Below are 26,478 nucleotides of genomic sequence, written 5' to 3'. Positions count from 1 at the left end.
CGTCTTCCAGGACGTCTCCGCGATCAGTGGTCGGACCGAGGAAGGGCTCAAGCGTGACTGTGAACATCTCCGAGCGCCATACGGGGCGTCTGCCCGAAGCGTGGGCGCGGACGCCGCTGACCGTCGTCATGCCGACGTACAACGAGGCGGGCAATCTGCCCGGGATGGCCGACGCGCTGATGGCGCTCCCGCTGCCGGGGCTGCGCCTGCTCGTCGTCGACGACTCCAGCCCGGACGGCACCGGCGACCTCGCGGAGAGCAAGGCGCAGGAGTACGCGGAGCGCGAGGGCGCCGCCCGGATCTCGGTGCTGCACCGCACCGAGAAGGACGGCCTCGGCCGGGCCTACGCGGCCGGGATGGCGCAGGCCGTCGCGGACGGCGCGCGGTACGTGCTGCAGATGGACGCGGACGGCAGCCACCCCGCCGACAAGATCGCCGAGCTGCTCGGGGTCGCCCTCTCCACCGAGGCGGGCGTCGTCATCGGCAGCCGCTATGTGCAGGGCGGCACCCTCTCCGACGCGTGGGGCGCGCACCGCAAGCTGCTCTCGCGCTGGGCCAACACGTACGCGGGCACCATCCTCGGCACCCGCGTCCGCGACATCACCGGCGGCTTCAACCTGTGGCGGGCGGACGCGCTGCGCGCCATCGACCTGGCGTCCGTGGACAGCGCGGGCTACAGCTTCCAGGTCGAGATGAAGTACCGGGCGCTGCGCCGCGGCTTCGACGTCGTGGAGGTGCCGATCCACTTCGAGGACCGCACGGTCGGCGAGTCGAAGATGAACCTGATGGTGCAGCTGGAGTCGATCGCGATGCCGTGGAAGCTGCGGGCGAGGTCGCGACGATGACGATGCTGGACCAGGCCCCCACGACGTCCTCCGCCACCCCCGGGGCGCCCGCGCCCGGCGTGGAGCCCGCGCACACGGGTGGCGGCCGTCTCACCTTCGCGCGTCTGCGCCGCCTCACCCTCGAGCTGGTGAAGTTCGGCGTGGTCGGCGGCAGCGGCGTGCTGGTCAACTTCGTCGTCTTCAACCTCCTTCTGCACGGCCTCGGTTGGGGCCCGATGACCGCGACGGTGCTGGCCAGCTGCATCGCCATGGGCACCAACTACCTGGGCTTCCGCTTCTTCACCTACCGGGACCGGTCCGCGCGCACGAAGCGGCAGATCGTGCTGTTCTTCGTCTTCAGCGGGATCGGCGTGGTGATGGAGAGCGCGCTGTTCTACGCGGGCTACCACCTGGCGGGCATGAGCGGGCCGCTCGGCTCGAACATCGCGAAGGCGCTGTCGATCGTGCTGGCGTCGGCGTTCCGCTTCCTGGTGTACCGGACGTGGGTGTTCCAGCACCGTGGACACCGTGGGCACAAGGAGCACGCGAAGCGTGATGCGCGGCGCGCGTAAGACCCCCTCCTGGGCGGTCCTGGCGGCCGCCCTGCCCGCCCTGCCCGCCCTGCTCCTGCTGATCCTGCTCGTCGCCGTGATCGCCAGGCTGCCCTGGGCGGGCGACCTCGGCGTCCACGCGGCGACGATCGAACGGCTCCGCCACGACCTGGTCGACCCCGGCAACCCCCTCGTCGACGCGAACACCCCCAGCCCCTACTACTCCCCCTGGATGCTGCTGCTCGGCTGTCTGGCCAAGGTGACGGGGCTCGGGACGTTCGTGGTGCTGCGGATGGCGGCGGTGGCGGGGCTCGCCCTGCTGGTGACGGGGGTCTGGAATCTCGTACGGACGTTCAGCACGCGACGGGCGGCGCCGCCGCTCGCCCTTCTGTGCCTGCTCCTCCTCTGGGGCCCTTCGCTCTTCAACTGGAGCGGCTTCCTCGGGCTCAACTCCCTTGCTCTGACGATCTCGTATCCGAGTACGTTCGCGCTGGGGCTGTCCTTCCACTTGTGGGCGCTGCTGCGCCGTGCCCTGCGCTCCGGGTCGGGCGTGCCGGTCTTCCTGGGCCTGGGGCTGCTCTGGTCCGTCATCCTGCTCAGCCACCAGTTCACGGGCGTGGTCGCGTCGTTCGGGGCGCTCGCGATGGTGGCGGGGGCGCGGCCGTGGCCGTCGCGGGCGGTGCTGCTGCGGCTCGGCGGGGGCCTGGCGCTGGGCTTCGTGGTCCTGCTGGCCTGGCCGTACTACTCCTTCTTCGACCTGTTCGGGGTGGGCGGCCTGGAGGAGATCCACCGCTCGCTCTACCGGCACTTGCTCGGGCACTTCGGGCTGGTGCTGGTGGGGGTGGCCGCTCTCGCCCTGCGCTGGCGCCGGGACCGGCGGGATCCGCTGGTGATCTTCCTCGCGCTGGGCGCCCTGATGTTCGCGGCGGGCGGGCTCACCGGCCACTACTCGTGGGGACGGGTCCTGCCGGCCGCCCTGATCCCGGCGCAGCTGGCGGCGGCGCTCGAGGTGTTCGAGGCGGGGAGGCGGGCCGGGGCACGGAAGGCCGGGATGCGGGGGCTCTTCGCGGGGGTGCTGGGGCTCGCGCTGCTGGTGGGTGCCTGGACGCAGGTGGGGACGCTGGGTTACGTGATCCCGAAGCGGGACCTGCCGCCGCGGGTCGCCGCCAAGTACAAGGCACCGTGGGCGGGTTACCAGTGGATCATGGACCGGGGGGTGCGGTACGGGGACGTGGTGATGGCCAAGACGTTCCCGGCCCGGCAGATTCCCGCGTACGGGCCGTACACGGTGGCTCCGGGGTATCCGGACTTCTTCCTGCCGGATCAGGAGCGGCGGTTGGATGCCGTGAACCGGTACTTCGCCGCGGGTACGTCACGGGCCGAGCGCCTTGAGGTGCTGCACCGGTACGGGGTGCGGTGGGTGGTGGCGTATCCGGGTGACGGGGGACTGCCGGCGGACGATCCCGCGCTGCGGCGGGTGGGGGTGGGGCCTCGGGGGCAGGTGTTGTTCGAGGTGGTGGGGTCACCTGGCCACCGGGCGTCCGGGGCACCGGGCCATCCGCGTCACCCGATCCTGATCTCGTAGCGCAGCCGTTGGTGGTGGGCGGGCATCACCATCATGTCGGCCTGGATCGGGCGTTCGCCGCCGTCCAGGGTGACTCGGCTCAGCCGAAGCACGGGTTCGTCCTGCCCGAGACGCAGTGCCTCGCGTTCGTCGGCGTCCGGCATGCGGGCGGTCACGTCCTCGCGGACGCGTACGCCGATGTGGCCGAGCTCGGCCAGGAACGTCATGGCTCCGCCCCGGATCTTCCCCGTCTCGGCGAGAGGGGTGCCGCGCGCGATCTCCACTGGGTAGTACGTGTCCGTCAACTCGCAGGGTTCACCGTCGAGTTGGATGATGCGACGGCGGACGACGACAGGCTCCCCGGCGCGAACGCCGAGCAGGTCGGCCACCTCGCACGCGGGTCGGTGAGTGCGGCGCGGACCTTTGCTGTCGAGACGCTCGCGGAGTGGGGTGTCACTGACCGGCAGGACGACATCCGGCTCTGCGTCTCCGAGCTCGCCACGAACGCGTTGCCGCACGGGTGGTGCGGCGCAAAGCGGTGCGGTGCGGTGCGGTGCGCGGACAGTCGGCGCGAGCGAGATCCGCGGCAGGGGGCGGGTGCGCGCTCGGGCAGTGCGATGTGCGTGGCGCCTGGAGAGGGCTGCTGGTGTGAGGCTCCCTCCAGGCAGGCGGCGGCCACCTCGTGAGTAACACAGATGGCCGCCAACCGAGCTGAGCTCAACGGGCCACGCTGGCCAGGAGTTTGGCTGCTCTGCGGACGCGGGTGCCCGTGCGGGCGCTCACCCTGCGGGCCACCGGCCGTATCACCCGTGACGTCACGCCCACCGGCGTCCAGCGGAGTTGGAGGCGGCCCGAGGCGCGGCCCTCCGGTTCCACCGTGATCTCGTGGGGCAGGGTGCCGCCCTTGTAGTCCACCCGGGCCGTCAGGGAAGGGAAGTGCAGGGGGGCCAGGAGCAGGCCCGTGTTGCGGAGGTTGTCCGGGGAGACGAGTTGCACGAGGGGGTGGCGTGCGCCCTCGAAGCCGTTGACCGGGACGGGGGCCGAGGCGAGGTCCAGGCGGACCGTCCCCTCGAAGACGCCGGGGGCCACCGGGTCCAGGCGGAAGCGGGTCGTCATGCGGCGGCGGCCCGGCGCCACCACGAGGGACGCGATCTGCGGGCCCACCGGGAGGCGCAGGCCCGGGTCGTAGGTGCGGATCGAGAGGTCGAGGGAGGCGCCGGGGCCACGGTCCAGGCGCGTGATCTCGTGGCGGAACTGGGCGCCGGGGAACGGGCGCGTGTCCAGGCCCTGGTCCGTCAGGTCCAGTTCGCGGCGGGAGAGGGGGGAGGAGGGGAGCACCTCGCCCCAGTACACGTGGCCGTCCGTGTCCGTCACCGTCGTCCGCGGCGCCACCCCGTGGCCCAGGCCCCGCGCCGCAAGCTGCGCGTCGGACAGGCGGCCGTCCCGGACCAGTTGGAGCACGACACGCTCCGCGCGGGGGAGGCGGGCGTAGGCATCCGGGGAGAGCTCCGCCAAGTACGGGTTCACGATCTCAGCGAAGCCCGTCAGCCACTCCTCGTCGCGGTACGGCAGGTCACCCGCGTACATGCGGAAGTCGTGCTTGAGGAATTTGTAGTCCTTCGCCTCCCGAACACCCTCGTGGCCGCTCGTCACCAGGAACTCGTCGATCAGGCCCTGGACGTGGATGCGGTCGCGGACGTTCGTCAGCTTGTGGCGCTGGTTCGAGATCGAGGCCGACTCCGCCGCCTCATAGGGGGCTATGTACCAGCGGTAGACCGGGTCGGGGATCACCGTGAAGGACTTCGCCAGGCAGTACGCCTGGGCCGAGAAGAGCTGGTCCTCGTAGTGGATGCCCTCCGGGAAGCGGAGGCCGTTCCGGTCGAGGAATTCCTTCTTGTACATCTTGCTCGTCGACAAGTGCTCGAAGAACAGGGCCGGTTCGGACTCGATGCCGTCCACCGTGCGGCGCTCCGCCACCAGGTGCGGCATCCACGTCGACGTGCGGCCCGTGTCCACGCGGACCCGCTCCACCGCGCCCATCGCGAAGTCGATCTCCGGGCGCTCGCGGTGGGCGGCGAGGAGCAACTCCACCGCCCGCTCGGGGAGTTCGTCGTCGCTGTCCAGGAACATCACGTACGGGGCGCGCGCGATGTCCAGGGAGCGGTTGCGCGGGGCGCTGCAGCCGCCGCTGTTCTCCGGCAGCCGCAAGTACGTGATGCGGTCGTCCGCCGACGCCAACTGCCGGGCCACCTCGGGGGTGTGGTCCGTCGAGTGGTCGTCGCTGATGACGATCTCGATGTTCGTGTGCGTCTGGCGCAGGAGGGAGGCCACCGCGCGCGGGAGGCGGTCCGCGTCGTTGTAGACGATGACGGTCACCGTCACGTCGGGAGTGGTCGTCATCGGGCTGCCGCCTCCTCGGGGGTCGGTGCCGGGGTGCGCTCGTCGACGGGGACGATCGGCGGCAGGGATTCCTCCGCCTCGTCCAGGAACACACGGCGTACGACGCGCTCCGCCGCCCGCCCGTCGTCGAACTCGCAGAACGTGCGCCGGAAGGCGGCACGGGCCTTCGCCGCCGCCTCGTCCCGCCAGGCGCCCGACGTGAAGATCTCCGTCAACTCGTCCTGGGTGCGGGCCACATGGCCCGGCGCGTGCGTCATCAGGTCGAAGTACACGCCGCGGGTCTTCGCGTAGGTCTCCCAGTCGTCCGCGTAGATGACGAGGGGGCGGTCCAGGTTGGCGTAGTCGAACATGATGGACGAGTAGTCGGTGATCAGGGCGTCCGCCGCCAGGGCCAGCTCCTCCACCGGGTCGTACGACGACACGTCGATGACCCGGCCGCTGCGGCGCAGCCCCGAGAGCGGGGACGCCTCGCCGCCGTAGAAGTAGTGGCCGCGCACGAGGAGGACCGTGTCCTCGCCGAGCTGTTCGGCGAGGGCCGCCAGGTCCAGGCGCGGGGTCCACGCCGCCTCGTAGTCGCGGTGCGTGGGCGCGTAGAGGAGGGCCCGCTTGCCGGGGGCGATGCCGAGCTTCTCGCGGATCGAGAGGACGTCCGCCGCCGTCGCGCTGTAGTAGACGTCGTTGCGCGGGTAGCCGTAGTCGAGGGAGACGTAGTCCGCGGGGTAGGCGCGCTCCCACATCTGCGTGGTGTGGCTGTTCGCGGAGACGCTGTAGTCCCACTTGTCGACGCGCGACAGGAGGCTGTAGAAGTTCAGGCCCTTGGACGCCGCCGGGTAGTCCAGCTGGTCCAGGCCCATGCGCTTGAGCGGGGTGCCGTGGTGGGTCTGGAGGTGGATCGCGCCTTGGCGCTTCACCACGGCGTTGGGGAAGTTGACGTTGTTGGTGAGGTACTTGGCGCGGGCCATGACCTCCCAGTAGCGGCGGGTGCCGGGCACGATGTGGTCCGTGCCGGGGGGAAGGAGCGGGACGTTCGCCGCCGAGACCACCCAGACCGGGTGGATCCGCGGGGCCAGTTCCGCGAGCTTCGCCGCGATCGCCGCCGGGTTGCAGGCCACGCCGCGGTCCCAATACGCCGTGAAGACGGCGAGGTTGGGGTCGACGGGCTTGTTCAGGTCGCGGTGGTAGCGGACGTCGCGGACCTTCTTGCCCAGCTGGTGCTTGCGCGCGACGACCGCCGACTTGAGCTTGCGGCGCTTCTGGTTGGCGCTCTGGAAGGCGCGGTACTTCGTGAACGCGTCCTCTTCGAGGAGTCTGCGCCGCACCCCTTCGAGGCCGCCGGGGGGCTGGTAGCCCTCGGGGCGCCAGGTGACGGCCGCGCGCGAGGCGCGGTGGAAGAACTCGCGGGCGACCTTCTCCGGCATCGGCTCGCGGGCCACGATCCGCAGACAGGTGGCCGTCATGATGTTGTAGAGGACCCGGCGCGGGCCCGGATCGGCGGCGAGGGCGAGCAGATCCTCGTACTCCTCGATCAGCCGGAAGCGGTCCTCGGTGCTCGGCCGCGGCCGGCTCTCGGGGCGCAACTCCAGGCTGTTCAGGGCCACTTGGTCGAGGGCGGCGACCTGCCGTGCGAGGAGCAGGGAGGCGTACGCGGCGACCATCTCGCTGTCGCCGGAGAGCTGTGCCCGCTCGCCGCCGCCGTTGCCGGAGAGCTGCTCCCGGTGCGCGCGCCAGAAGTCCGTGCGCAGCACGCGGTTGCCGAGCAGCGGGGTGACCTTCAGCAGGTCCGGGCAGTCCGCGAGGGCCGGCGCGCGGTGGCCCGCCTTCGCCAGGTGCGGGCCGTCCTCGCTGGGCATGCCCTGGTGGCGCCAGGTCGAGCGGACGTGGTCGAGGAGGAGGACGTCGACGGTGTCGGGGAGTTCGGCGGCGCGCTCGGTGACGGCGCGCAGGGCGCCGGTCACCACCGTGTCCTTGCTGTGCACGAAGAGCAGACGGCGGCCGTTCGCCCGCTCGGCGCCGGCGGCGCGGGCCGCGCCGTCCGGGGTGCCGTCGGGCAGCGGGACCACCGTGACGCCGGGGTACTGCTCGGCGGCGGAGCGCGCGGAGGCGCCCACGGCGGCGACGATCACCTCGGTGCCGGCGGGGGCGGCCGGCCCGGTGACGCTGTCCAGGCACTCGTCCAGGCGGCCCTGGACGTTGCGGCCGTACACGACGACGGTCAACTGCGGTTCGGCGACGCTCGGTTGTGGCACTGCGGTGCCCGCCTCTCTCGTACTCGCTCCCGTACGGTCTCCCGTGCTGTCTCCCGTGCTCATGCGCCCGCCCCGGCCCCGCCCCGGTGTGCCAGCATCCGGTCGACGACGCGGCGCGCGGCGTGCCCGTCCTCCAGGTCGCAGAACTCGGCGCGGAACCGCTCGTACGCCTCCGCGTACGGGGCCGTCGCCGCCGTCACGTCCCGCACCGCCGCCACCAGGGCGCCGGATTCCTGGAGCAGCGGGCCGGGGGCGCGCTCCTCGAAGTCGAAGTAGAAGCCGCGCAGCCGGTCGCGGTAGTGCTCCAGGTCGTAGGTGAAGAACAGCATCGGCTTGCCCGTGACCGCGAAGTCGAACATCACCGAGGAGTAGTCGGTGATCAGGACGTCGGCGACCAGGAGCAGGTCCATGATGTCGGGGTAGCCCGCCACGTCCCACACGAAGCCGTCGCCCGCGCCCGGCACCGGCTCCACGATGTGGGCGTGCGGGCGGACCAACAGGACGTGGTCGTCGCCGAGTTCACGGCGTGCGGCGTCCAGGTCGATGCGCAGGTCGAGCAGGAAGCCGCCGCGGTGGCGCTGCTTGTCCTCGCGCCAGGTCGGGGCGTACAGGACGACCTTCTTGCCCTCGGGCAGACCGAGCGCGCGGCGCACCTTCTCGGCGCGCTTGGCGCGGTCGGGGGCGAGCAGCACGTCGTTGCGCGGGTAGCCGGTCTCGACCAGCTCGCCCTCCACGTCTCCCTGGAAGCGGAAGGCGCGCTCCAGGATCGGCGTGGAGAAGCGGTTCGGGGAGACCAGCATCGTCCACTGGTGGCGCTCGCGGTCCAGGTCGGCGAGGTACTGCGTGGACGCGAAGTGGTCGTTGTCGAAGTCGAAGCCGATGCGCTTGAGCGGGGTGCCGTGCCAGGTCTGGACGATCTGCTGGCCCTCGCGGCGCTCCAGCCAGCGCGGGAAGTGGGTGTTGCCGACGATGTAGCGGGAGCGCGCCATCGCCTCGTACCACTCGGGGCTGTGCACGCGGACGGCCTGCGCGGTCGCCGGGACCTCGCACTGGCCGTCCTTGACGACCCACAGGTGCTCGACGGGCGTGCCCCGCCGGACCAGCTCCTCGTGGATGGCGCGCGGCGAGTCGCCGTACATGCGGCCGCCGAACACGTCGTACAGGACCGCCTCGCGCAGCGGCTCGTGCCGGGCCGCCGGGTAGGTCTCGGTGCGCAGCCGCGTCTGGCGGTACCGGGAGCGCTCCTCGGGGCGCAGCTCGGAGTGGGCGAGGAGCGCCAACTGGTCGTACTGGCGCGCCTGGAGCTCCACCCGCTTGCCGTGCGCCTTGACCTCCAGGGGGAGTTGGGCCTGCACGGTCGGGGCGAGCTGCACGGCGGTGCGGACGCCGTCGGGGCGCTCCACCGAGGGCCACCAGAAGCCGGCGCGCAGCGGCGTCGCGGCATAGCGGTACGTGGGCGCGGGCACGAAGCGGGCCTCGAAGCGGCCGTCCACCGCCCGCGCGGGGAAGGTGAATTCATGGCCGGACCAGGTCTGGCGAAGGACGAGGCGCAGCTCGTGCTCGCCGCCCGCCGGGTAGGTGCCGCTGAGCGCGACCGTGCCGTCGGGGGCGACGGCGACGTGCTCGATCAGCGGCTGGGCGGGCTGGTCACAGAGCTGGAGGTAGCCGCCGGGGCTGCGGCGCGCGTACAAGGCCCGTCCCTCGTACGGGAACTGGGCGCCGGAGCAGCCCTCCCGGTCGTCCAGGACCAGGGCGAGGCGGGTGGGGTGCGGGCCCTCGGGGGACTCGGCGACGGGGCCGACCTCGACGGAGCTGTCCCAGCGGGCGATGGACCGCTCGGCCTGCGTGGGGCGGAGGCGCTCGTGGTCTTCGCGTACGTGGGTCAGCTCGGTCAGGTCGACGGTGGCCGTGAAGGGCACGCGGCCGCCGGCCGGGGCGCCCAGGTCCAGCGGCACCGTCAGGATGTGCCCGGACTCGCGGTGGCGCAGCCGCAGTCGGGTGGGCCCGTCGGGGGCGGTACGCAGGATGCCGCGCACCGTCAACTGCCCGTCCTGCGAACGGACTTCGAGGCAGCGTGCGTGTGCGTTCTCCACCCGGATGCAGAGCTCGCCGTCCTGGATCTGCGGGGCGATGCGGACGTCCTCGGTGACCCAGTGGGCGGGCGGGGTCTGGCCGGTGCCGGTGCCCGCGCCCTGGACGGGGCCGCGGCGGGGCGTCGAGCCCGTACCGGCGACGGCGATGCGCACGTACCACCGGCCGTCGACCCACTTGCCGCGGTGCTTGAGCCGGTTCGGGTTCACGAGCGCGCCGAAGCCCGCCCAGTCGGCGTGCCGGAACTCGGCGCCGGAGGCGACCGTGGCCTCCGGGTCGAGGTGGGAGCGCGCGGGCACGAGGACCGTGCGGCGGCTGCCCTTCTCCTTGAGGATCAGGGACTTCAGGGACTTGGCGCGGGACTCGGCGCCGAGCTGGCGCGCGAAGGCCCAGCCGGACAGCCACAGCTTGCCGTCGTGCCAGGCGGCCTCGTCGAGGCGGCTGCGCAGGCGCAGCTCCTGGTCGAGGCGGAGCACCGCGTCGGGGATCGGGTGCGCGGCGGTGTCGAGGAAGGGGTAGTCGGCCTTCGGGTGCAGGGTGCCGGTGACCGGGATGGAGCCGCCGTGCTCCTTCTCGAACTCCAGGAGCTCGATCAGCTCGTCCATGCGGCGGTGCACGGTCAGGTACAGCTTCAGCTTGTGCGGCACGGGCAGCGCGCGCACCGCGTCCTGGCCGATCTCGCGGACCAGGCGGCCCACGTGCTCCAGGAACGCCTCCTGGTAGGCGGCGTCCGAGCCGGGCAGGACCTTCCAGAAGAGGGGGATCTCCTCGGCGAGGGCGTTGTTGTCGTAGACGGCCAGGTGCTCGGCGTACATCGGGTCGCTGTGGCCGAGCATGAAGTCGCGGACCATGCGGATCGACTTCACGCGGTCGACGAGGCCCTGTGGGTTGGTGCGGTTCTGGGTGATGGAGCGCTCGCCGATCTCGCGCTCGCGCCAGTTGTAGATGGGCTCGCTCAGGACGTCGACGGACTCGGCGAGGTAGTGCGCGGGGACGGAGACCGGGGCGTCCTCGTAGAGCATGCCCTCGGGGTAGGCGAGGTGGTGCTTCTCCCAGAAGGTGCGGCGGTAGACCTTGTTCCAGGCGGTGCGGTCGGTGAGCAGCGGCCGGAACTTCGACACGTGGGTGCGCAGCCGGGTCGCCGCGAAGGGGACGCGGTGGACCGGGGACTGGACGTGGCCCGCGGAGCGGAAGCGGGTGACGTTGCCCGCGGCGAAGTCCGAGCCGGTCTTGTCGAGGGTGTCGATGAGGAGGGCGTACGCGGTGGCGGGCAGGGTGTCGTCGCTGTCGACGAAGGCCAGGTACTCGCTGGCGTCGGCCATCTCCCGTACACCCGTGTTGCGGGCGGCGCCGAGGCCCTTGTTCTCCTGGGATATCAGGCGGAAGCGGGGGTCGGCGGCGGCGAACCGCTCGGCGATGGCGGCGCTGGAGTCCGTGGAGCCGTCGTCGACCATGAGCACTTCGAAGTCCGTGAAGGTCTGGGCCGCGAGGGACTCCAGGCATTCGTCGAGGTACAGCTCTACGTTGTAGACGGGGACGACGACACTCAGGCGCGGCTGCACGGGGCTCCTTGCATTTCTGCAGTTCTGTAGGTAAACGCACCCATAGTGTAATGAGCCGCGCTCAAGGCGGACAAAGGGGACGGTCTGTCCGGGCAGTCCGGGCGGCCCGGATGGTCCGGGCGGCCCCGGCGGCCGGGCGACAGTCCCCACGCCTCACGCAGTAAGAAGCGCTTCTGGGGCTTTTGGTTCCCTTTTCGCCTTTACGGGCTCCTTAGTGACCTTCTTGTCGGGGCCGGACTTCTTGTCGGGGCCGCCGGTGAACGCCTCGTACGCCTCCAGGACCTCGCCCGTCGGCCCGTCCATGCGCAGCTCGCCGCGCTCCAGCCACAGGACGCGGTCGCAGGTGTCGCGGATCGACTTGTTGCTGTGGCTGACCAGGAAGACGGTGCCCGCGCGCTCGCGCAGCTCGCGGATCCGCTCCTCGGAGCGCTTCTGGAAGGAGCGGTCGCCGGTGGCCAGGGCCTCGTCGACGAGGAGCACGTCGTGGTCCTTGGCGGCGGCGATGGAGAAGCGGAGCCGGGCGGACATGCCGGAGGAGTACGTGCGCATGGGCAGCGTGATGAAGTCGCCCTTCTCGTTGATGCCGGAGAAGTCGACGATGTCGTCGTAGCGCTCGCGCACCTCCTCGCGGCTCATGCCCATGGCGAGGCCGCCCAGGTGGACGTTGCGCTCGCCCGTCAGGTCGTTCATGAGGGCGGCGTTCACGCCGAGCAGGGAGGGCTGGCCGTTGGTGTAGATCCGCCCGCTCTCGCAGGGCAGCAGGCCCGCGACGGCCTTGAGGAGCGTGGACTTGCCGGAGCCGTTCGTCCCGATCAGGCCGATGGCCTCGCCCTTGTACGCGGTGAAGGAGACGTTCTTGACGGCGTGCACCCGCCGCACCCCCGCCCGCTTCTCGGCGCGCTTGCGGCCGCCGATGATGCGGTTGAGGGCGGCGGTGGCGCTGCCCCGGCCCGCGCCGGTGCCGTTGACGCGGTAGACGATGTCGACGCGGTCGGCGATGACGGTGGGGACGGCTTCCTTGATGCGGTCCTTGATGCGGTCCTCGATGTGGTTCTCGATGCGGTCAGCCACGGCCGTACTCCTCTTCTCCGCGCCAGAAGTAGATGAAGCCGCCGATGCCCGCGGCCAGGGCCCAGCCCGCGGCGAGCACCCACACGTGCGGGGGCAGCTGCGAAGCCTTGAAGCTGTCGATGAGGGCGAACCGCATCAGGTCCAGATAGATGCTCGCCGGGTTGAGCTGCATGACCTCGCCCACCCAGTGCGGCATGGAGCTGTGCTTGAGCTGCCCGGACAGGCTGTACATCACGCCCGACATGTACATCCACACCCGCAGGATGAACGGCATCAGCTGCGCCGTGTCCGGCACCTTGCTGCCGAGCCGGGCGAAGAGCAGGGCGAGACCGGTGTTGAAGACGGTCTGCAGGAAGAGCGCGGGCACCGCGAGCAGCCAGGCCCCGGTGATCGGCACCCCGAAGCAGACCACGATGATCGCGAGCGCGCCCATCGAGAACACCAGCTGCTGGAGCTGCTGGATGCAGTACGCGATGGGGAGGCTGGCGCGCGGGAAGTGCAGGGCCCGGACCAGGCCGAGGCTGCCCGAGATGGCGCGGGTGCCGCTGGTGACGGTCTGTGAGGTGAAGCTCCAGACGAAGACGCCGGTCACCAGGAACGGGATGTAGTCGGGGATGCCCCGGTTCACTCCCATCAAGATGCCGAAGATGAAGTAGTAGACGGCCGCGTTGAGCAGCGGCGTCATCAGCTGCCAGACCTGGCCGAGCTTGGCCTCGCTGTACTGCGCGGTGAGCTTGGCGGTGGCGAAGGCGGTGATGAAGTGGCGCCGCCCCCACAGCTGGCGCACGTACTGGCCGGGGGACGGGCGGGCGCCGCTGACGGTCAGGCCGTGGTGCGCGGCGAGCTCCGCCGGGGTGAGGGGGGCGGGGGGCTGGGGCGGGGCCGTCCGGGAGGCCGGGGGCGGTGCGTCGAGGACCTGGCTCACATCCGCTGCTTTCGTCGTTGCATCGTCGTCGCGTCAGGACGTGGTTACGTCGGGACGGGACCGTATCGTCGCAACGATGAGAGTAGGGCGTCGTTACGTCGGAACGCAACCGTATCGTCGTCACGCTTTATGCTGTCCGTATGACGACCAGCGCAGACAGCAGCGGAGAGCCGCCCAAGAAGGCGCAGCGACCGGCGGGCAAGCGGGCGCCCGCGGGGGCGGCCGTGCTGCGGGAGGACGTGACCGACGCCATCAGGGCGGCCGTCTTCGCGGAGCTCGCGGCGGTCGGCTACGCGCGCATGTCCATCGAGGGGATCGCGCGCCGCGCGGGCGTCGGCAAGACCGCGGTCTACCGGCGCTGGCGCTCCAAGCTCCACCTGGTCCTCGACCTGGTCTCGGCGCTCGCGGTGCAGGGGCTGCCGGCGCCGGACACGGGGTCGCTGGACGGCGACCTGCGACTGCTGTACGAGGTGACCTCGCGCGCCCTCCGGCACCCCGTGGCCTCTCAGGTGATCCCCGACCTCCAGGCGGAGGCGGCCCGCAACCCGGAGATCGCGGAGGCGTTGCAGAAGGCGCTGCGGGAGGGGCAGCACGGGGTGGCCAGCGGCATCGTGCAGGCGGCCGTCGCCCGCGGTGAGCTCTCCGAGGGGGTCGACGAGGACCTCGCCCTCGACCTGATCTCGGGGCCCTTGTACTGGCGGGCCGTGGTGGTGCGGGCGCCGTTGCCGGCGGGGTATCTGGGGAGTCTGGCGGTGGCCACGGGGGCGGCGCTCAGGGGGCTCTAGGGGGTGGGGCGCCCTTCCCCGCCGCTCCGCGCCGGGCTTTTCCCACCGCTCCGCGCCGGGCTTTTCCCACCGCTCCGCGGTGGCTCTTGTCCCGCCGCTCCGCGCCGGGCTTTTCCCACCGCTCCGCGGTGGCTCTTGTCCCGCCGCTCCGCGCCGGCTTTCACCCCGCCGCCCCGCGGCTGTTCCTTCCCCGCCGCTCCGCGGCGTGACTGCTTCGCCGCTCCGCGGCGGGTCTCCCACCCGGCCCACCCGTTCCTCTGCGACGCGGGTGCGGCCCCGCCGCTCCGGCGCTCCGCGCCGCGCTCTCCCTCTCCAGCGCGCCGCTCCGCCCCCGCACCGCCGCGCTCTCCCTCTCCGCCGCGCCGCTCCACCCCCCTCGCCGCCGCGCCCTCACCCCTCCGACCGCCTCTCCCGCGTCACGACCAGCGTGATGCCCGCCGCCAGTGCCGCCACCCCCGTGCCGACGCTGATCAGTGCCTGCTGCACGCCGTCGAAGGCGAAGCTCGTGGCGATGTTGACGGTGAGTGCGGTGACGAGGATCAGCCAGAGCAGGGCCTTCATGACGGGGTTCCTTCCGGGGGACGGGGAGGGCGCCGCACCGTGCCGCGCCCTGTGTTCGTGATCCATCCTGCCGACCGCCCGCGCGCCGCGACGAGGGAGCACCCTCCCGAACCGGGGGTGTAGTGGGCTACACCATCGGCCGGGGAGCGGCCGCGCCCGTGCGTCCTGCCCGGGTCGCCTAGCCTTGCGGCATGTGGTGGGAGTCGGTGCGCCGGGCGGGCCTCGCGCTTGGTCAGCTGGTCAGGGCGGCGGTTCTCGCGCTCCTTTCGTATCTCTTCATGGCGCTGATCCTGTTCACCGCCGTCGTCACGCTGCTCGTCGTCGGCGCGGCCGTGCTGCCCGAGACGGTGCTGCTGCTGCGCAGGACCGCGGGGCTCAAGCGGCGGTTCATCGCCGAGTGGACGGGCGAGCCGGTCCCCGAGGCGTACGCGCCGCTGACCGGGGACGTGCGGGAGCGGGTCGCCAAGGCCCTGCGGGACCCCGGCACCTGGCGCGATCTGCGGTGGCTGGTGGCGCACTTCGCGTACGGCTGGCTCCTGCTGTACGCGGCGCTGCCGCTGACCGTCGTCGGGCTGATCGTCGACGGCGTGTGGTGCGGACTCTTCCGGCAGCCGCCCGTGCTGCTGCGCCTCGTGCCGCGCCTCGCCGACCTCGACGCGACGTGGTCGCGGGCGCTGCTCACGCCGTCGCCGGAGGCGCAGCGGGCCGTGGACCTGGCCGAGCGGGTCGAGGAGCTGACCGTGACGCGCGCCGACGCGGTCGCCGCGCACGGCGCCGAACTCCGCCGCATCGAACGGGACCTGCACGACGGCACGCAGGCCCGCCTGGTCTCCCTCTCCATGCGGGTGGGGCTCGCCAAGCGCGCGTACGAGAAGAACCCGGAAGCCGCCCGCAAGCTCCTCGACGACGCCCAGGACCAGGCCGAGGAGGCCCTCACCGAGCTGCGCCACGTCGTGCGCGGCATCCACCCGCCGATCCTCACGGACCGTGGACTCGTGGGCGCGGTGCGGGCGTTGGCGGCCAGCAGCGGTCTCGACGTGGCGGTGGCCGACGAGGGCGTGGCCGACGGCCCGCGGCCGCCCGCCGCCGTGGAGGCCGCGGCGTACTTCGTGGTGGCGGAGGCGCTGACGAACGCGGCCAAGCACAGTGGCTCCGAGCGGGCGTCCGTCCAACTGGCCCGGGAGGCGGGCGGCTTGAGGATTTCCGTACGGGACGAAGGGCGGGGTGGCGCCGATGACGCGGGTGGCAGCGGGCTGCTCGGCATGCGGCGCCGGGTCGCCGCGCTCGACGGGACCGTGGTGGTGTCGAGCCCCGTCGGAGGGCCGACCGTGATCGAAGTGGAGCTGCCGTGCGCGTGGTGATCGCCGAGGACAACGCCCTGTTGCGGGAGGGGATGGTGCTGCTGCTCACGTCGGCGGGCCACGAGGTGGCGGCGGTGGCCGCGACCGGGCCCGAGATCCTGCCCGCTCTGCTCGAACACCGGCCGGACGTCGCGGTGTTGGACGTCCGCATGCCGCCGGGGTTCCGGGACGAGGGGCTGCGGGCGGCGCTCGCGGCGCGCACCGAGATCCCCGGGCTCCCCGTGCTCGTCCTCTCCCAGTACGTCGAGGAGACGTATGCGGCGGAGCTGCTGGGCGGGGGCGCGAGCGGGGTCGGCTATCTGCTCAAGGACCGGGTGGGGCGGGTGGACGAGTTCCTGGACGCGCTGGAGAGGGTGGCGGACGGGGGGACGGCGCTCGACCCCGAGGTGGTGACGGAGCTCCTGACCCGGCGGGGGGACGACCCTCTCGACTCGCTGACACCCCGGGAGCGGGAGGTACTCCAACTCATGGCGGAGGGGCGGGACAACGCGACGATCGCGTCCACGCTGGTGGTCTCCGACCGGGCGGTCAGCAAGCACATCGGCAATGTGTTCCTGAAGCTGGGGCTGCCGCCGAGTGATTCGGGGCATCGGCGGGTTCTGGCTGTGCTGGCTTACTTGAACAAGGGGTGAGGGGCGGGGGCGTGGCGGGGTGTAGCCAGCTCCACCCCGCATCCGGGACCCTGCTCTCTCGCCCCTCTGACCTGCACTTTCTAGCGTCTCCAGTGGAACAAGAGGACCACTGGAAGGACGTACGGACATGAAGGGCACCTTCGACGCCCTCACCCTCGAAGGCGTCAGCCGGACCTACCGGCGCGGCACCCCCTCGACCTCACCGTCCCCCGCGCCCGCTTCCTCGCCGTCATGGGCCCCTCGGGCTCCGGCAAGTCGACCCTCCTTCAGTGCGCCGCGGGCCTTGACCGCCCCACCACCGGCACCGTCCGCATCGGCGGCACCGCCCTCGGCGGACTCGGCGAGGCCAAGCTGTCGCGCCTGCGCCGCGAGCGCGTCGGGTTCGTCTTCCAGGCCCACAACCTCGTGCCCTCCCTCAGCGTCGCCGAGAACGTCGCCCTGCCCCTCCTCCTCGGCGGCGAGGACCCGGGAGAGCGGCCCCGGTCGGGGCTGGACGCCGTCGGGCTCGGGGACCGCGGCGACGACCGGCCCGCCGAGCTCTCCGGCGGCCAGCGCCAGCGCGTCGCCATCGCCCGCGCCCTCGTCACCCGCCCCGAGGTCGTCTTCGCCGACGAACCCACCGGCGCCCTCGACCCCGCCACCGCCGACGACGTCCTCGCGCTCCTGCGCCGGGCCGTCGACGCGGACGGCCACACCGTGGTGATGGTGACCCACGACCCGACGGCGGCGGCCTGGGCGGACGAGGTGCTCTTCCTCGCGGAGGGGCGGGTCGCCGGACGCCTGTCCCGGCCCGGTGCCGCCGAAGTCGGGCGCATCATGCGGGAGTTGGGCAGGCGTGCGGCGACCGCCACCCAGGAGGTGCACGCATGAGCACCGCCCCGCGTCTCCCCGCCGCCCGCACCGTCACGCGCCTTCTCGCCGTCCGCGCCGCCCGCACCCACCGCCGCGCCTGGGCCGCCGTCTTCGCCGCGCTCGCCCTGACCTCGCTCCTCCTCGGCGCCTTCGCGCTCACCCTCGCCTCCGCGGGGCTCGGGCACGCGCGCGTGGAGCGGTATGCCGCCGCCGACCTCGTCGTCGCCGGGGACCAGAGCACCCGCTACACCGCCAAGCCGTGGGGCAGCGACCCGGAGACCGCGGAGGCCGGGCTCACCGAGCGGGTACGGGTTCCGGCGGCGGCCCTCGACGTCGTGCGGAAGGTCCCGGGCGTGCGCGTGGCCGTTCCCGATGAGGTGTTCCCCGTCGGGATCGGCGGCCGCGCGGGCGTCGGACGCCCTTGGGAAGCGGCCCAGTTGGCGCCCTACAGCCTCAGCGAGGGGCGCGCCCCGCGCACCGCGGACGAAGTCGCCGTGGGTGACGGTCGCAGCGGTCGGCGTGTGCGGCTCGGTGACCGCGTCACCGTCCGCGTGCGCGGCGCCGACCGCCCGTACACCGTCGTCGGACGCACCCACGGACCGGACACCGGCATCCCCACCGGCATCCCTGCCGGCACCGGTACCGGCACCGAAGGCGACGCCGACACCGCCGTCTACTTCTCCGCCGCCCAGGCCCACCGCCTCGCCGGCCACCCGGGCTCCCTCGCCGCCATCGGCATCCGCGCCCAACCCGGCGTATCCGCCCAGCAGTTGTACGAGCGCGTGCGGCACGCCCTGGACGAGAAGCGCCTCAAGAGCGTCGGCCGGCGGGCCGACGGCGACTCCGCCCGGCTGCGCGTGCTGACCGGCGACGGGCGGGGCGCGGCCGAGTTCCTGGGGGTCGCGCCCGCGCGCCAGGAGATGCTGGGGCTGCTCGCCTCCGTCACCGCCACCATGGTCCTCGTCGCGCTGCTCGTCGTCTCCTCCACGATCGTGCAGGCCCTGCAGCAACGCGCCCATGAGCTGGGCCTGTTGCGTGCCGTCGGTGCCACGCCGCGGCAGCTGCGCGGCGCCGTCGGCCGGGAGGTGGGGCGGATCGCCGCCGGGGCGGCGCTCGTCGGGTCGGTCGGGGCCGTCCCCGTGTACGTCGGGCTGCGTGCCCTGCTCCACGCGCGCGGCGCCCTCCCCGAGGGGTTCGAACTGCCGCTGCCGCCCTATCTGTTGGCCGCGCCCCTCGTCACCGCCGGGCTCACCGTCCTGGTCGCGCGGATCGCCGCGCTCATCGCCTGCGCGCGGACCGCGAAGGTGCGCCCGGCGCAGGCCCTGCGGGACGCCGCACCCGGAACGGCCCGGCGGATCAGCGGACTTGTGCTGCTCTTCGTCGGCCTCAGCTCGGCCGGGACCGCCACCCTGCAGCACGGCGCCGCCGCGGCCGCGGCGGCGGGTGCCGCCACCGTCACCCTCGTCATCGCCTGTGCCCTGCTCGGGCCCTGGATCGCCCAGGGCGCCCTGCGGGTCCTCGGCACTCCGATGCGCCGCTTCGGCGGTGTCGGCGGTGCGCTCGCGGCCGCCAACTGTGCCGCGTCCGCACGGCGGTTGGGGGCGGCGATCACGCCGATCGTGCTGGTCACGGCGTTCGCCGCGGTGCAGCTCTCGGCGGGCGCCACCCTCACCCACGCGGGCGACGGGCAGGCACAGCGGGCGGCCCGGGCGGACCTCGCGGTGCGCGCGGACGGCGGCCTGCCCGGCGACGCGGTGGAGCGGATCCGTGCCGTCGACGGCGTGCGGGCGGCGACCGGCGTGCTGCGCGGCACCGTCGTCCTCGCCGGCCGCGAGACGGGGTCGCCCAAGCTGGAGCGGCTGCCCGTGCTCGGCGTCACCCCGCAGGGCCTGGAGCGCACCCTCGACCCGGAGGTGACCGGCGGGGACCTGCGCGCGCTGCGGCCCGGCACCGTCGCCGTGGGCGGGGACCGGGCGCGCGCCCTCGACGCGCACCCCGGCTCGACGGTGACGCTGCGGTTCGGGGACGGGCAGGAGGCCCGCCTCAGGGTCGTCGCGACCTATGAACGCGCCCTCGCCCTGGGCGACTTCCTGCTCTCCCGCGAGGAGCTCGCCCGGCACACGGCGGCGCCCGGCCGGGGCGAGCAGGTCCTGGTCGCCACCGACCGAGGCCGGGCGGAGCGGCGGGCCGTCGGCGCCCTCGCCCGCGCGGTGCCCGGCGCCCAGGTGCTGCGGCACCCGGAGCCCGTCCGCGTCGAGGCCGGTGACCAGGCACTCGGCGAGGTGGTCACCGTGGCGGCGGTCGGCGCGATCGGCGGCTACACGGTCATCGCCGTCCTCAGCACCCTGGCCCTGATCACGGTCGGGCGGCGCCCCGAACTGACCCTGCTGCGGCTCGCCGGCGCGGGCCGGGGCCAGCTGCGCCGCATGCTCCGCCTGGAGGCGGCGGCGACGGCCGTGACGGGACTGGTGGTGGGCGCGGCGGCGGCGTCGGTGCCGCTGCTCGCGTTCAGCCTGGCGACGGCGCGCACGGTGCCCCACCTGCCGCTCGCGCAGGCGGCGCCGATCGTCGCCGTGGTCGCCGCGACGGCCCTCGCGGGCACGCTGCCGCCCGCGTGGGCGGTGCTGCGGGGGCGGTATCCGGGGGCTGCGCCCAACTCCCGCGCGCGTTAGGGTCATTGCATGGTTACGCCCCCTACATCGGGTCACCCGGAGATGGATCAGGCACCCGACTTCACACCCGACTTCGCGCCCGGCTTCCGCCCTGAACGCGCACCCGACTTCTTCACGCCCGTCCCCGACGTCTTCGTCCGCACGCACATGGGCGTCCCCGACGTCGACCCCGACCGCTGGACCCTGTCGGTGGAAGGGCTCGTCGAGCGGCCCCTGCGGCTGGATCTGGCCGAGGTCCTCGCCCGGCCCGCCCGCAGGCTCGCCGCCGTCCACGAGTGCTTCGGCAGCCCCTTCGCCCCCGACGTGCCGACGCGCGCGGTGGCCAACGTGGCGTGGACCGGCTTCCCGCTGGCCGAACTCCTCGACGAGGCGCGGCCGTCGGACGAGGCCCGGCACGTGTGGTTCGAGGGCGTGGACACCGGCTCCTTCCACGGCGAGGACGGACTGACGTACACCAAGGACCTGCCCCTGGAGGACGCGCACGGCCGCGTGTTCCTCGCCCACCGTATGAACGGCGAGCCGCTCACGGCGGAGCACGGCTTTCCCGTACGGGCGGTGGTGCCGCGCATGTTCGGCACGAACTCGGTGAAGTGGCTGACGCGCGTAGTGCTGGCGGAGCGGCGCCCGGAGCACATGTTCACCACCCGCTTCTACACCCGCGTCCTGCCCGGCGCCGACGCCCCGACGCCCGTGCGCGACGTCGACGTGAACAGCAAGCTCTCCGCTCCGGCCGACGGTGCCCGGCTTCCCGCGGGAGACGTGGAGATCACCGGCCACGCCTGGAGCACGACGGAGGTCGCGGCCGTCGAGGTGTCCGTCGACGAGGGCCCCTGGGAGCGCGCCGCGCTCGACGAGCTCGGCGCCGACGACGGCCCGGTCTGGCAGCGCTTCACCCTGACCCGGCCGCTCACGGCGGGCCCGCACCGCGTCCGCTCCCGCGCCACCGACCGCACCGGCCGTGTCCAGCCCCCGCCCGGCGCCCGGAACTCGGTGCACGAGATCACGGTCGATGCCGAGGCGCGCTAGGGCCTGTCCGGCGGATCAGGCCCTAGACCGCCTTCTCGGCCGCGTCCCCGGGCTTCTCCACCGCCCACTCCCGCACGGCGAACTCGTCGCCCACGGCGAGCTCGCCGGTGCGCAGGACCGTGTACTTGGCGCCGAGCGAGACGCCCTTGCCCTCGGGCACGCGCCGGTAGGTGGCGAGCGTCCGCAGCGGCTCGGGTCCGGCCCGCTCGCCGCGCTCCTGGTCGACGAGGGTGACCGCGCAGCGCACCGCGAGCTTGGCGAAGGCGAGTTCGGTGCCGCCCGCGGTGACGTGCCGGGCCTGGTCCTCCAGGTGCGGCTCGGCCCAGCCGTCGAGCACGATGTTGGGCCGGAAACGGGAGAGGGGCAGCGGCGCGCGGCCCGCCGCCACGATGCGCCGGTTCAGCTCGTCGAAGCTGGCCCGCGACAGGACGTGCAGGGAGCCGCTGTCGGCGTAGAGGGAACGGCCGGGGACCAGGCCGTCGGTGGTCCGCTCGTACTCCGGCGGCACCCGCACCAACCGCCGCTCGGCGCCCAGGACTTCGGAGAGCCAGCGGGCCACGGCGGCGCCCTGGTCGATGCCCTGGTGGGTCGCGCCGAACAGCTCGACGGCGCGCGGGGGCGAGGTGGTGTCCACGTCGAGGCGGAGCGGCTCGGCGCCGGGCGCGCTCAGGGTGAGCTCGCGGCCGTCGGCGCCGACCTCGGGTGTGATCACCGCGAGGCGGGGCTCGTTGCGCTGCGTACGGAAGACGCCGTCGCCGTCGACGACCAGGAACGCGCGGTCGTGCGCGAGGCCGGTCCGGGCCACGGTGGCGCGTGGCTGCGGCCGTCCGGCACAGCCCTTGACGGGATAGGTGATCAACTCGGCGATGGCAGGCACGGAGTCACCCTAACGGCCGCCCCGCCGGGCCATCGAGGGCCTGCGCCGCCCGTGAGGCGACGTTGGCGGGGTGGGTGCGGCTGCACCCGGAGCGGCTCAGGAGCGGGCCGCCTCCGGGTGCAGCCGCACCCACCCCGCCCAGGCGGACGTCACCATGTCCCGGACGTCGTACCGGGCGTGCCAGCCGAGCTCCGTGGCGATCCGGCCGGCCGAGGCGACGACCCGTGCCGGGTCGCCGGGGCGCCGCGCGGTCACCACGGGCGGGATGTCGTAGCCGGTGGTCTCGTTGATGAGCTCGGCCATCTCGCGGACCGAAACCCCTTCGCCCCGGCCGATGTTGAGTGTCAGATCGGTGCCGCCGGGCGCCCCCGCCAGCTTCCGCGCCGTCGACACATGGGCCTCGGCCAGGTCGACGACGTGGATGTAGTCGCGTACGCAGGTGCCGTCCGGCGTGGGGTAGTCGGCGCCGAAGATGCGCGGCGCCTCCCCGGCGGTGAGCCGCTCGAAGACCATCGGCACGAGGTTGAACACACCGGTGTCGGCCAGGTCGGGGCGGGCCGCGCCCGCCACGTTGAAGTAGCGCAGCGACGCCGTCCGCAGGCCCGTCGCCCGGCCCGTCGCGCGCACCAGCCACTCGCCCGCGAGCTTCGTCTCGCCGTACGGGCTCAGCGGCAGACAGGGCGTCTCCTCCGTCACCAGGTCGACGTCGGGCATGCCGTACACCGAGGCGGAGGAGGAGAAGACGAAGGACTCGACGCCCGCGGTGACCACGGCGTCCAGGAGGACCCGCAGCCCCTCCATGTTCTCGTGGTAGTAGTGCAGCGGCCGCTCCACGGACTCGCCGACCTGCTTCTTGCCCGCGAGGTGCACGACCCCGGTGACCGCGTGCTCCTTGAGCACCTGCGCGAGCGTCTCGCCGTCGAGGACCGAACCGACCACCAGCGGCACGCCGTCCGGGACGCGCTCCGCGATGCCGGTGGACAGGTCGTCGTACACGACCGCCTGCTCGCCCGCCTCCGTCATGGCGCGGACGACATGGGCCCCGATGTATCCGGCGCCGCCGGTGATCAGCCAGGTCATGGTCAGCTTGTCCTGTCTTGTCGGTTTTGCTCGTCCAGCGCGTCCAGTGTCGCAGAGGGCCCCGCGGCCCCTGCCCGGCGGCCCCCGTTCGGTGGCCCCGTTCGGCGGCCCCCGCTCAGCGGCCCGCCCCCGCCGCCTTCTTCAGGAGCCGGGAGAGCCGCCCCCGCGCGATCCCCGCGACCCCGCGCACCCCGGGGGCGACGCGCACCGCGAGATTGCCCGCCTGCGTCGCGTACGGATGTGTGAGCAGCACCCCGCGGCGACGGCTCGGCACCACGGCGCGCCGCAGCAGCCCGGGACCGGCGACGGCGCGGGCCGTCGAGTCGCGCGCCGTGCCGTCCGCGAAGAGCAGCCGCAGCCGGACGTCCCAGACCCCGCGCCCCGGCAGCGTCCCGAGGTCGAGCAGGACCTGCGCCGCCCACACGTCGGGGCCGTCCGGGCGGAAGGCCGCCGTGCGCCGCAGCGTGGGCCCGCGGCCCGAGCGGTCGACCAGCTCCACGTCGACCGACTCGGGGCCCGCGTCCGCGACCCGCCCGTACAGCTCGTGCAGGCGCAGTGCGAGCGCCGATCCGCCCGCGCGGGGCCGCAGTTCACCGTCGACGGCGAGCGGCAGCAGCCGCATCGGGCGGACCAGGAGGTGCTCCAGGGTGACCTGCGGCAGCTCGTCCGACCAGACCGGAGTGCCCGCCCGGTCCTTCACGTACGGGGGGACGAGGCGTGCCGGACGTGCCGCGACCTGCCTCAGCCGGGTCAGGTCGCGCGGCTGCTCGGAGGCGAGGAGGACCCGGGCGATCACCCGGCCGGGCGCGGGCGCCGCCTCCAGGTCGGCGGTGTCGAACTCCGCGAGGTACGCGCGCGTGAGCGCCCACCACTCGCGCTGGTACTCCGGCCCGCGCGCGGGCAGTTCGCGGGTGTACATGCGCAGGCTGTGCTCGATGAACTTGGCGCGGCCCGCCCGCGCGAGCTGCTTGCCCCCGGAGCCGCTCGACTCGCGCAGGATCTCCACGGACTGGCGGTGTGCCTCCAGGCGGGCCTGCCAGTTGGCGATGCCGGAGCGGTCGAGGGAGATCGACAGCTTGGCGGCGGCGCGGCGCACGTGCCAGATGTAGACGGTGTCGGGGATCAGCGCGATGCGCGGCCCGGCGGCGAGCACGCGCGCGGTGAAGACGAAGTCCTCGTAGATGACGGGGCCTTCGGGGAAGCGGATCGCGTGCGCGCGCAGGAAGTCGGTGCGGTAGAGCTTGTTGACGCAGAGCGTGTCGTGCACGAGGCGCGGCCGCAGCTCGGGCCGCGCCACGAAGCGCGCCTTCTTGTAGAGCACCGGCTGCCAGGGCACCTCGCGCCCCGAGGGGAGCTCGCGGCGCATGCACAGACCGGAGGCGACCTCGGTGTCCTGGGTGACGGCCGCCGCGAGGAGCGCGTCGACGGCGCCCGGCGGGAGCACGTCGTCGCTGTCGAGGAACATCAGGTACGGGGCCGTGGCGGCGTCGATCCCGTCGTTGCGCGGAGTGCCGCAGCCGCCGCTGTTGGTCGCGCGGCGCACGACCTTGAGGCGGGGCTCGGCCGCGGCGAGGGAGCGCAGCAGGCTCTCGCTGTCGTCCGTGGAGCAGTCGTCGACGGCGATGACCTCGCGCACGGCGGGGCCCTGGGCGAGGGCGGAGCGCACCGCGTCGGTGACGTGCGCTGCGTCGTTGTAGCCGATCACAACGACGCAGACCTGGTCGGCGGCCAGGTCTGCGGTGGGCTCTTGGGGCGCTGTGCGTTCCACGGGAGGAATCTTAGGGCTTGCTGATAATTATCCGATAAAGACTGTTTGGTCGAAGCCGACGTGGCGTCAATGCTCAGCAAAAGTGAGTAAATAGCACAAACTCGGCTTCATGCAGGTCACGGAAGCCCTCACGTCCCGGCGGACGCGCACCGCCGTCGTGCCCGTCCTCGTGCCCGTCGCCGTGATGACCGCCCTCGGCCTCTGGGGCCTGGACCGGGGCACGATATGGCGCGACGAGGGGGCCACGTTCCAGGTCGCGCGGCGCTCCCTGCCGGAGATCTGGTGGCTGCTGCACCACGTCGACGCGGTGCACGGCCTCTACTACCTCCTCATGCACCCGGTGCTCGCCCTGCACCCGGGCGAGGTCATGCTGCGCCTGCCGTCCGTGGCCGCGGCCGCCGCGGCCGCCGGGCTCGTCGCCGTGCTCGGCGCCCGGCTGGTCCGCCCCCGCGTCGGCCTGTGGGCCGGGCTCCTGTACGCGATCACGCCGGTCGCCGGGCACTACGCGCAGGAGGGCCGCTCCTACGCCGCCGTCGCCGCCGGGGCCGTGGGCGCGACGCTCCTTCTCCTGCGGGCCGTCGCGCGCACCGGCACCGGGGGGCGCGCCTGGTGGGCGTACGGGGCGGCCGTCACCGGGACCGCGCTGCTGCACGAACTCGCCGCGCTGCTGCTGCTCGCGCACGCCGCGACGCTGCTCCTCTCCCGGGTGCCGCGCGCCGTGTGGCGGGCCTGGGGCGCCGCGGCGGGCGGGTGCGCGCTCGCGCTGCTGCCGCTGCTGCTCGTCTCGCGGGGGCAGGCCGGGCAGGTGGCGTGGCTGCGGGCGCCCGACGGGCAGGAGGCGGACCGGCTGCTGCACTCGTTCCTCGGGTACCCCGAGCCGCTGTTCGTGGCGCAGCTGCTGCTCGCCCTCTGCGCGGTGGCCGCGCCCCTGCCGCGGCCGGGGCGGCTCTCGGCGGCCACGGTGGCGCTGCCGCTGCTCCTGGTCCCGCCCGCGGTGCTGTTCGCCGTGTCGCAGCGGGCGCCGCTCTACCACGAGCGGTACGTGCTGTTCGCGCTCGCGGGCGCGCCGCTGCTCGTCGCCGCGGGGGCGGACCGGGTCGCGGGGGCGGCGGGGGCGGTGCTGCGGCGGAGCGGGGCGGTGGTGCGGCCGGGGGCCGCCGTCGTCGCGGGGGTGGTGGGGGTCGTGGGGGCCTTCTGGTGGCAGCTGCCGGTGCTGCGGCAGGACAGGGCGGCCGGGCACGGGAGCGAGCGGCACGCGGCGATCTCGGCCGTCGCCGCCCGCGAACTGCGCGCCGGGGACCGGGTCCTGTACCTGCCCTCGATCGCCCGCCGGGTCTCCCTCGTCTACCCGAAGGCGTTCCGGGGCACGCGGGACCTTGCGCTGCGCGAGTCCGCCGTCGCCTCCGGCACCCTCTACGGCGAGGAGTTCGCCCCCACCGCCCTGGCCCGCCGGCTCGCGGCCGTCGACCGGGTGTGGGTCCTCACCGACCCGCCGGCGCTGCGGGCGCAACCACCGCGGGAAGCAGCGGCGGAGCGGGTCAAAGTCGCCGTACTGGAACGGCGGTTCAGGGTGCGGGCCACGTACCGGCAGCCGGGGGCGGAGCTGCGGCTGTACGTGCGCCGCTGAGCG

Annotated in this window: 19 protein-coding genes and 1 pseudogene; 10 read left to right on the top strand and 10 right to left on the bottom strand. The window is 73.4% G+C overall.

The window, feature by feature from the left end:
- Positions 1 to 53 precede the first annotated feature (53 nt).
- The 3 genes from ACQB60_RS28445 to ACQB60_RS28435 are packed head-to-tail and all read left to right on the top strand — an operon-like array spanning position 54 to position 2,960.
- Complete coding sequence (locus ACQB60_RS28445; protein ID WP_496928929.1) at positions 54 to 845, top strand: polyprenol monophosphomannose synthase; 792 nt, start codon at positions 54 to 56, stop codon at positions 843 to 845.
- A complete protein-coding gene (locus ACQB60_RS28440) occupies positions 842 to 1,396 on the top strand; it encodes a GtrA family protein (protein ID WP_496928928.1) in 555 nt (184 codons plus the stop codon). Before ACQB60_RS28445 ends, ACQB60_RS28440 begins: the two co-directional genes overlap by 4 nt.
- The gene (locus tag ACQB60_RS28435; RefSeq protein ID WP_496928927.1) at positions 1,380 to 2,960 is read left to right on the top strand and encodes a putative glycosyltransferase family protein; all 1,581 of its coding nucleotides are present in this window, start codon (positions 1,380 to 1,382) and stop codon (positions 2,958 to 2,960) included. The genes ACQB60_RS28440 and ACQB60_RS28435 overlap by 17 nt, the downstream gene beginning before the upstream one ends.
- Here ACQB60_RS28435 and ACQB60_RS28430 read toward each other — a convergent pair.
- The 6 genes and pseudogenes from ACQB60_RS28430 to ACQB60_RS28405 form a co-directional block, all read right to left on the bottom strand.
- Positions 2,939 to 3,331 (bottom strand): annotated as a pseudogene (locus tag ACQB60_RS28430) (UTRA domain-containing protein); the annotation flags it as partial. The gene ACQB60_RS28435 and the pseudogene ACQB60_RS28430 sit on opposite strands and share 22 nt — an antisense overlap.
- A 325-nt stretch (positions 3,332 to 3,656) precedes the next feature.
- On the bottom strand, positions 3,657 to 5,339 hold the full coding sequence (locus ACQB60_RS28425) for a glycosyltransferase family 2 protein (RefSeq protein ID WP_496928926.1): 1,683 nt from the start codon (positions 5,337 to 5,339) through the stop codon (positions 3,657 to 3,659).
- The gene (locus ACQB60_RS28420; protein ID WP_496928925.1) at positions 5,336 to 7,585 is read right to left on the bottom strand and encodes a CDP-glycerol glycerophosphotransferase family protein; all 2,250 of its coding nucleotides are present in this window, start codon (positions 7,583 to 7,585) and stop codon (positions 5,336 to 5,338) included. Before ACQB60_RS28420 ends, ACQB60_RS28425 begins: the two co-directional genes overlap by 4 nt.
- Before the next feature lie 59 nt (positions 7,586 to 7,644).
- Positions 7,645 to 11,238, bottom strand: coding sequence for a bifunctional glycosyltransferase/CDP-glycerol:glycerophosphate glycerophosphotransferase (locus ACQB60_RS28415; RefSeq protein WP_496928924.1), 3,594 nt, complete (start codon positions 11,236 to 11,238; stop codon positions 7,645 to 7,647).
- A 153-nt stretch (positions 11,239 to 11,391) separates the two neighbouring features.
- Positions 11,392 to 12,309, bottom strand: coding sequence for an ABC transporter ATP-binding protein (locus tag ACQB60_RS28410; protein ID WP_496928923.1), 918 nt, complete (start codon positions 12,307 to 12,309; stop codon positions 11,392 to 11,394).
- Positions 12,302 to 13,234: an ABC transporter permease gene (locus ACQB60_RS28405; protein ID WP_496928922.1), complete on the bottom strand. Its 933-nt coding sequence runs from the start codon at positions 13,232 to 13,234 to the stop codon at positions 12,302 to 12,304. Before ACQB60_RS28405 ends, ACQB60_RS28410 begins: the two co-directional genes overlap by 8 nt.
- A 140-nt stretch (positions 13,235 to 13,374) precedes the next feature.
- Between ACQB60_RS28405 and ACQB60_RS28400 the strand changes: the two genes are divergently transcribed.
- Positions 13,375 to 14,019, top strand: a complete 645-nt coding sequence (locus ACQB60_RS28400; protein ID WP_496928921.1) for a TetR/AcrR family transcriptional regulator — start codon at positions 13,375 to 13,377, stop codon at positions 14,017 to 14,019.
- 390 nt (positions 14,020 to 14,409) lie between these two features.
- Here ACQB60_RS28400 and ACQB60_RS28395 read toward each other — a convergent pair whose 3' ends face one another.
- Positions 14,410 to 14,580 carry a hypothetical protein gene (locus ACQB60_RS28395; RefSeq protein ID WP_496928920.1) on the bottom strand — a complete coding sequence of 57 codons (171 nt, stop codon included), beginning with the start codon at positions 14,578 to 14,580 and terminating at the stop codon, positions 14,410 to 14,412.
- A gap of 191 nt (positions 14,581 to 14,771) precedes the next feature.
- Here ACQB60_RS28395 and ACQB60_RS28390 point away from each other — a divergent pair, with 191 nt between their 5' ends.
- The 5 genes from ACQB60_RS28390 (at position 14,772) to ACQB60_RS28370 (ending at position 21,123) form a co-directional block, all read left to right on the top strand.
- A complete protein-coding gene (locus ACQB60_RS28390; protein ID WP_496928919.1) occupies positions 14,772 to 15,941 on the top strand; it encodes a sensor histidine kinase in 1,170 nt (389 codons plus the stop codon).
- Positions 15,929 to 16,573, top strand: a complete 645-nt coding sequence (locus ACQB60_RS28385) for a response regulator transcription factor (protein ID WP_496928918.1) — start codon at positions 15,929 to 15,931, stop codon at positions 16,571 to 16,573. The genes ACQB60_RS28390 and ACQB60_RS28385 overlap by 13 nt, the downstream gene beginning before the upstream one ends.
- Before the next feature lie 231 nt (positions 16,574 to 16,804).
- Entirely contained in the window at positions 16,805 to 17,443 is a 639-nt protein-coding gene (locus ACQB60_RS28380) for an ABC transporter ATP-binding protein (RefSeq protein ID WP_496928917.1), read from the top strand.
- Positions 17,440 to 20,097 carry an ABC transporter permease gene (locus tag ACQB60_RS28375; RefSeq protein WP_496928916.1) on the top strand — a complete coding sequence of 886 codons (2,658 nt, stop codon included), beginning with the start codon at positions 17,440 to 17,442 and terminating at the stop codon, positions 20,095 to 20,097. Before ACQB60_RS28380 ends, ACQB60_RS28375 begins: the two co-directional genes overlap by 4 nt.
- Before the next feature lie 42 nt (positions 20,098 to 20,139).
- Entirely contained in the window at positions 20,140 to 21,123 is a 984-nt protein-coding gene (locus tag ACQB60_RS28370; RefSeq protein WP_496928915.1) for a molybdopterin-dependent oxidoreductase, read from the top strand.
- Positions 21,124 to 21,145: 22 nt separating this feature from the next.
- On the opposite strand, the gene ACQB60_RS28365 is transcribed toward ACQB60_RS28370, so the two are convergent.
- The 3 genes from ACQB60_RS28365 to ACQB60_RS28355 form a co-directional block, all read right to left on the bottom strand.
- Positions 21,146 to 22,000 (bottom strand): MOSC domain-containing protein, encoded by an 855-nt coding sequence (locus ACQB60_RS28365; protein ID WP_496928914.1) that lies wholly within the window; start codon positions 21,998 to 22,000, stop codon positions 21,146 to 21,148.
- A gap of 96 nt (positions 22,001 to 22,096) precedes the next feature.
- Positions 22,097 to 23,080 (bottom strand): UDP-glucose 4-epimerase GalE, encoded by a 984-nt coding sequence (galE, locus tag ACQB60_RS28360; RefSeq protein ID WP_496928913.1) that lies wholly within the window; start codon positions 23,078 to 23,080, stop codon positions 22,097 to 22,099.
- A 115-nt stretch (positions 23,081 to 23,195) separates the two neighbouring features.
- Positions 23,196 to 24,848, bottom strand: a complete 1,653-nt coding sequence (locus ACQB60_RS28355) for a glycosyltransferase (protein ID WP_496928912.1) — start codon at positions 24,846 to 24,848, stop codon at positions 23,196 to 23,198.
- Between the two features lie 109 nt (positions 24,849 to 24,957).
- Here ACQB60_RS28355 and ACQB60_RS28350 point away from each other — a divergent pair, with 109 nt between their 5' ends.
- Positions 24,958 to 26,475, top strand: a complete 1,518-nt coding sequence (locus ACQB60_RS28350) for a glycosyltransferase family 39 protein (RefSeq protein WP_496928911.1) — start codon at positions 24,958 to 24,960, stop codon at positions 26,473 to 26,475.
- Positions 26,476 to 26,478: the final 3 nt, after the last annotated feature.

Source organism: Streptomyces odontotermitis, from assembly GCF_050510915.1.
Taxonomy (GTDB): domain Bacteria; phylum Actinomycetota; class Actinomycetes; order Streptomycetales; family Streptomycetaceae; genus Streptomyces.
Note: the sequence above shows the minus strand (reverse complement) of the source record. Positions and strands in the feature narration are given on the sequence as shown.

Excerpts from the sequence above, each read along its gene's own strand:
- ACQB60_RS28400 (WP_496928921.1), top strand. The coding sequence starts at position 13,375 with ATGACGACCAGCGCAGACAGCAGCGGAGAGCCGCCCAAGAAGGCGCAG.
- ACQB60_RS28350 (WP_496928911.1), top strand. The coding sequence starts at position 24,958 with ATGCAGGTCACGGAAGCCCTCACGTCCCGGCGGACGCGCACCGCCGTC.
- ACQB60_RS28375 (WP_496928916.1), top strand. The coding sequence starts at position 17,440 with ATGAGCACCGCCCCGCGTCTCCCCGCCGCCCGCACCGTCACGCGCCTT.
- ACQB60_RS28425 (WP_496928926.1), bottom strand. The coding sequence starts at position 5,339 with ATGACGACCACTCCCGACGTGACGGTGACCGTCATCGTCTACAACGAC.
- galE (WP_496928913.1), bottom strand. The coding sequence starts at position 23,080 with ATGACCTGGCTGATCACCGGCGGCGCCGGATACATCGGGGCCCATGTC.
- ACQB60_RS28395 (WP_496928920.1), bottom strand. The coding sequence starts at position 14,580 with ATGAAGGCCCTGCTCTGGCTGATCCTCGTCACCGCACTCACCGTCAAC.
- ACQB60_RS28380 (WP_496928917.1), top strand. The coding sequence starts at position 16,805 with ATGGGCCCCTCGGGCTCCGGCAAGTCGACCCTCCTTCAGTGCGCCGCG.
- ACQB60_RS28390 (WP_496928919.1), top strand. The coding sequence starts at position 14,772 with ATGTGGTGGGAGTCGGTGCGCCGGGCGGGCCTCGCGCTTGGTCAGCTG.
- ACQB60_RS28440 (WP_496928928.1), top strand. The coding sequence starts at position 842 with ATGACGATGCTGGACCAGGCCCCCACGACGTCCTCCGCCACCCCCGGG.
- ACQB60_RS28435 (WP_496928927.1), top strand. The coding sequence starts at position 1,380 with ATGCGCGGCGCGCGTAAGACCCCCTCCTGGGCGGTCCTGGCGGCCGCC.
- ACQB60_RS28370 (WP_496928915.1), top strand. The coding sequence starts at position 20,140 with ATGGATCAGGCACCCGACTTCACACCCGACTTCGCGCCCGGCTTCCGC.